This window comes from Hydrogenophaga sp., from assembly GCF_051007235.1.
In the GTDB taxonomy this organism is placed as follows: domain Bacteria; phylum Pseudomonadota; class Gammaproteobacteria; order Burkholderiales; family Burkholderiaceae_C; genus Hydrogenophaga.
This window is the reverse complement of the sequence record NZ_JBPCSJ010000182.1, coordinates 1-5,173: the sequence shown is the minus strand read 5'-3', so window position 1 is coordinate 5,173 and position 5,173 is coordinate 1. Positions and strand designations below refer to the sequence as shown.

Sequence of the window (5,173 nt, the reverse complement as noted above, 5' to 3'; positions counted from 1 at the left end):
CGCCTGCCGGTGCAGGCCGCACCGCGTGCCGAAGCACCACCACCCGCCCCGCCCGCACCCGCGCCCGAGGTGCGGCCCGAACCGCGCCCTGCCCCGCCCCCCCCCGGCCCCAGCGAGGTGCAGATCGCCACGCAACGCGCTCAGCAGAGAAAAGAGCTGGAACAGCGCGCGCTCGAAGAAGCGCGCCAGAAAGCGCTGACGGAGAAAGCCGCCGCGGACAAGGCTGCGGCAGACAAGAAGCGCCAGCAGGAACAGAAACTGGCTGCCGACAAGAAGGCTGCCGACGAGAAGCGTGAGCGCGAAGAGGCCGCCGAGCGACAGCGGCAAGAGAACATCCGACGGATGCTGGGCCAGGCCGGCGCCAGCGGCGCGCCGCAGGCAACGGGTTCAGCACAGCAGTCGGCCGGACCGTCTGCGGGCTACGGTGCACGTGTGGCCGCGCGCATCAAGCCCAACGTGGTGTTCACCGAAACCGTCACCGGCAACCCGCGCGCCGAAGTCGAGGTGCGCACCCTGCCCGACGGCACCATCGTGGGCCGGCGCATCGTCAAGAGCAGCGGCAACGCCGACTGGGACGAAGCCGTGCTCAAGGCCATCGACCGCACCGCCACCCTGCCCCGCGACACCGACGGGCGTGTGCCGCCCGCCCTCATCATCGGCCTGCGTCCGCAGGACTGAGCGGAGGCGCAGCGGCGGAGCGTGGGGGCTCCGGTCAATACCGTGTGGAGCCCGTGGCCAGCACGTCCTGCATCACGCGACCCAGGTCGTTCGTGTCCACCGGCTTGTGCAGCACGGCGTTGAACAGGGTCTGCTGGTCGCATGCGTCCACTTCATTGACGTGACCGCTGATGAGGATGATCGGGGTGGACGCCGAGGCTTCGCGGATGCGCCGGGCCAGCCCGACACCGTCCAGCCGGGGCATGGACTGGTCGGTCAGCACCAGGTCGAAGTGCTTTTCGGTCTGTGAGAACTGGGCCCATCCCTCTTCGCCGTCGCGCGCCCGGGTCACCTGCCAGCCCTGGCGCTCCAGCAGCGCGCTCCAGGCGTGGCGTACCAATTGGTCGTCGTCCACGAACAGCACGTGGCGTCCCTGGCCGGGCCCGCCATCGGGCTTGGTGATCGGGTCCACCGCCACGTCACGCTGGCTGGCCGGCAGGTAGATGTGGAAACAGGCCCCACCCTCCGGCCGGTTGTTCACCCCGATGCCGCCGTGGTGGCGCAGCACGATGCCCTGCGCCACCGACAGGCCCAGCCCGGTGCCGCGGCCCTTGCCCTTGGTGGTGAAGAAGGGGTCGAACACACGGCCCAGGTGATCGGCCGGGACGCCCGGTCCGTGGTCGCACACCGACAACACCAGATAGCGGCCGTCGGGCAGCTCGTGTGCTCCGGCCGGCAGGGTCTGGCCGGCCTGCAACGGCAGTTCCAGCGCGGACAGCGCCAGTTCGATGCGGCCCTTGCCCTGCATCGCGTCGGAGGCGTTGATCAACAGGTTCACCAGCACCTGTTGCAGCTGCGTCGGATCGGCGTCGACCTCGTCGTCGTCCACCCGGTAGTCCACGACCAGCTCGCAGCTCTTGGTCAGGCCCGAGGCCACCAGCTGCCGGGTCTCCTCGATCAGGCTGGTCCAGTGCAGGCGGCGCAGCTTGGGCGGCGTCTGGCGGCCAAAGGCCAGCAGCTGGCGCATCAGGCCGTCGGCGTAGCGCGTGGCCTTCAGGGCCTGCTGCAGCGCGTCGCTGCTGGGGTGGTCGCGGTCCAGGTCTTCGTCGGCCAGGCGCACCCAGCCGGTGATGGCGGCCAACGAATTGTTGAAGTCGTGCGCGATCCCGCCGGTCAGGCGGCCCAGGGCTTCGGTCTTCTGGCTCTGCATCAGCTGGATCTGCAGCGCTTCCTGCTGCGCGTGCGCTTCTTGTTGGGCCTGCACGTCCTGTCGCACGCGCGCCAGCAGGCCGTTGATGCCGTCGGCCAGCTGGCCCAGCTCGTCGTCACTACCCCCACGCGCCGGCGCGGCGTCGTTCGGTCCTTGCCGCGTGATGCGGGTCAGGTCGGCATGCAGACCCTGCAGGCGGCGCAGCAACAGGCGGTCGAGCAGCAGCACCAGCAAGCTGGCGGCCAGCACGCCAGCCAGCGCGGCAAGCCCCATGCCGGTCCAGGCCAGGGCCTGGCCCTGCTGGTGCAGGCGGCGATCGATCTGCAACACCAGTTCGGCCACGGGCTGGCCCTGGTGATCGCGCAGCACGGCGTGCAGCTCTTCGCTCTGCTCGTCCAGCACGGTGTGGTGAAAGTCCTGATCGGCGGCGCCGTGCAGATCGAACGCCAGGCGCGTGGGCATCATCAGCACGTCGGCCAATCGGTCGAGTTCTGCCTGATCGAGGCGGCGGACCATGGCGATGGCGCCTTGCAGGCCCTGCGCCGCATGGTCCGGGTGGTGCACCGCGGCCACCACCAGCAGCTCCAGCTGGCCGTCGACCACGCGCAGCGTCTGCAGCACGGTCTTGGGGTCGGCCGAAGCCAGCACCGGCGTGACCAGCGGCCGCAGCGACAGCTGCCGCTCGGCCGAGACGGGTTGCAGGCGGGCATCGCCCTCGCGGCGCGCCACGCCGGACAGCACACGGCCACGGGCGTCGAACACGAGCACCTCGGAAATGCGCAGGTAACCCAGGTTCTCGACATCGAAGTTGTCGGCCATGAACGACGGCTTGCGCCCCTGGACAAAGTCCACGGCGTCGCTCCAGAACGCGTAGTCGCGCGCGGTGGCGGCCAGGGCCAGCACCTGCTGGTTGAGCACCCGGCGGGCGCGCTCGCCTTCGCGCTCGGCACGCTCGGTTTCGATCTTCTCGAACGAGGCGCCCACGATGTGCCGCGCCCCCAGCATGGCCCCGCCCGCGCACAGCCCGACGACGATGAGCACCAGCGCCCAGGCTTTGTGTTGCAGTTTCATGGTTGATCTTCCCTTCGGCACGGCAGCAGCTTACTTGAGGGAAAACCCGCGACGGGTGCGACTTCGTTCACGGTGCAACGGTCCACGGCGTGCGCGCCGCGCGGCACCGACCGGACGGTCAGTCGAACACGATCTCGGCCTTGCGCTCGTGTGCCTGCGCCGTCCAGCTGGCCAGGGCCGCGTCGGTGGGGAAGAACAGCGCCCGGTCGTCCAGCTGCAGTTCGCAGCGGGCGCCTTCGCGCTGCACCGCCAGCCGCACCGGCAGACCGCGCACCAGTTCGCCCTGGTCGGTCAGTTCGCGCTTGGGCGGAAACTCGCGCACCAGCGCGGCCACCGCCGGCGCGGTGCCGTTGACCGCCACGCGAAGGTATTTGCCGAAACGGCAGCGCGCCGCGGCCAGGTCCCAGATCTGCTGGATCTTCAGCCGCAGGCCGCCCGAGAAGCGGTCGGGCTGCACCGTGGCCTGCACGATCACCAGCTCGTCGTCCTTGAGCAGGTTGCGGTAGAGGTTGATCAGGTTCTCGTCGGCGCTGACTTCGAGCACGCCGCTCTTGTCGTCGATCTTGAAGAAGGCGAGCTTGCCGCGCTGGCCGTTGATCACGCGGAAGACCGAGACGATGCCGGCCAGGATCACAGGGTCGCGGCTTTCCTTCACGTCGCTCAGCGCCGTGCGGGCGAAGCGCCGCACCTCGGCGCCCACCTCGTCGAACAGGTGGCCCGAGAAATAGAAACCGATGGCCGTCTTTTCGTAGGTCAGCAGTTCCTTCACACCCCAGGGGGTGGTGGCCACATAGGCCGGTTCCTGCGTGCTCGACCCGTGGTCGTCACCGCCCAGCATGTCGAACAGGCCGCCCTGGTTGGCGTTGGCCTGCGAGGTGGCGGCGTACTCAAACGCCACGTCGACCGAGGCCAGCAGCTCGGCCCGATTGCGGTGGATCGCGTCAAAAGCGCCGGCCTTGATCAGCGCTTCCACCGTGCGCTTGTTGATGCGCTGGCGGTCCACCCGCAGGCAGAAGTTGAACAGGCTGGTGAACGGTCCCTTCTCATCGCCATTGGGGCCTTCGCCGCGGCCTTCGCGTGCCGCGACGATGGCTTCAATCGCCAGCTGGCCCGTGCCCTTGACCGCACCCAGGCCGTAGCGGATCAGCTTGTCGGTCACCGGCTCGAAGCGGTAGCCGCCGCGGTTCACATCGGGCGGCTCGAAGGCCATGCCCATCTTCAGCGCGTCTTCCCACAACACCTTGAGCTTGTCGGTGTTGTCCATTTCCACGGTCATGTTGCCGCAGAAGAATTCGGCCGTGTAGTGGACCTTGAGCCAGCCCGTGTGGTACGCCAGCAGCGAGTAGGCGGCGGCGTGCGACTTGTTGAAGCCGTAGCCCGCGAACTTCTCCATCAGGTCGAACACCTCGTCGGCCTTCTCCTGGCCGATGCCCTTTTCGGCCGCACCCTTGCGGAAGATGGCGCGGTGCTCGGCCATCTCTTCGGCCTTCTTTTTGCCCATGGCCCGGCGCAGCATGTCGGCGCCGCCCAGGCTGTAGCCGCCCAGCACCTGGGCGGTCTGCATCACCGGCTCCTGGTAGACCATGATCCCGTAGGTCTCGGCCAGCACCGGCTCCCCCAGCGGGTGCGGGTACTCCACCACCTCGCGCCCGTGCTTGCGCGCCACGAAGCTGGGGATCAGGTCCATCGGGCCCGGTCGGTACAGCGCGTTCAGGGCGATCAGGTCTTCCAGGCGGCTGGGTTTGGCGTCGCGCAGCATGCCCTGCATGCCGCGGCTTTCAAACTGGAACACGGCTTCGGTCTGGCCCTTGGAGAACAGCGCATAGACCGCCTTGTCGTCCAGCGGGATGTCCTCGAAGCGGAAGTTCTCCTGGCCCTTGTGGCGTTTCATGATGAACTCGCGCGCGATCTCCAGGATGGTCAGCGTCGCCAGGCCCAGAAAGTCGAACTTCACCAGTCCGATGGCTTCGACGTCGTCCTTGTCGTACTGGCTCACCGCCGACTCGCTGCCAGGTTGCTGGTAGAGAGGACAGAAATCGGTGAGCTTGCCCGGAGCAATCAGCACGCCGCCGGCGTGCATGCCGATGTTGCGGGTCATGCCTTCGAGCTTCTGCGCCAGCTCGATCAGGGTCTTGACGTCTTCTTCACGCTCAATGCGCTCGGCCAGAATCGGCTCGGCCTCGGTGGCGTAAACATACTTGTCGCTTTTCTTGTCAGGCGGCGGCAGTTGCAGCG

General features: G+C 68.2%; 3 protein-coding genes. 1 reads left to right on the top strand and 2 read right to left on the bottom strand.

Features of this window, described 5'->3' with window-relative positions; translation table 11 throughout:
* The coding region (tolA, locus tag ACR2JA_RS06490) for a cell envelope integrity protein TolA (RefSeq protein ID WP_434008289.1) at positions 1-678 on the top strand (678 nt) is incomplete at its 5' end.
* Between the two features lie 34 nt (positions 679-712).
* On the opposite strand, the gene ACR2JA_RS06485 is transcribed toward tolA, so the two are convergent.
* Both ACR2JA_RS06485 and dnaE read right to left on the bottom strand, forming a co-directional pair.
* Positions 713-2,938 carry an ATP-binding protein gene (locus tag ACR2JA_RS06485; protein ID WP_434008288.1) on the bottom strand — a complete coding sequence of 742 codons (2,226 nt, stop codon included), beginning with the start codon at positions 2,936-2,938 and terminating at the stop codon, positions 713-715.
* Between the two features lie 118 nt (positions 2,939-3,056).
* The coding region (gene dnaE, locus ACR2JA_RS06480; protein ID WP_434008287.1) for a DNA polymerase III subunit alpha at positions 3,057-5,173 on the bottom strand (2,117 nt) is incomplete at its 5' end.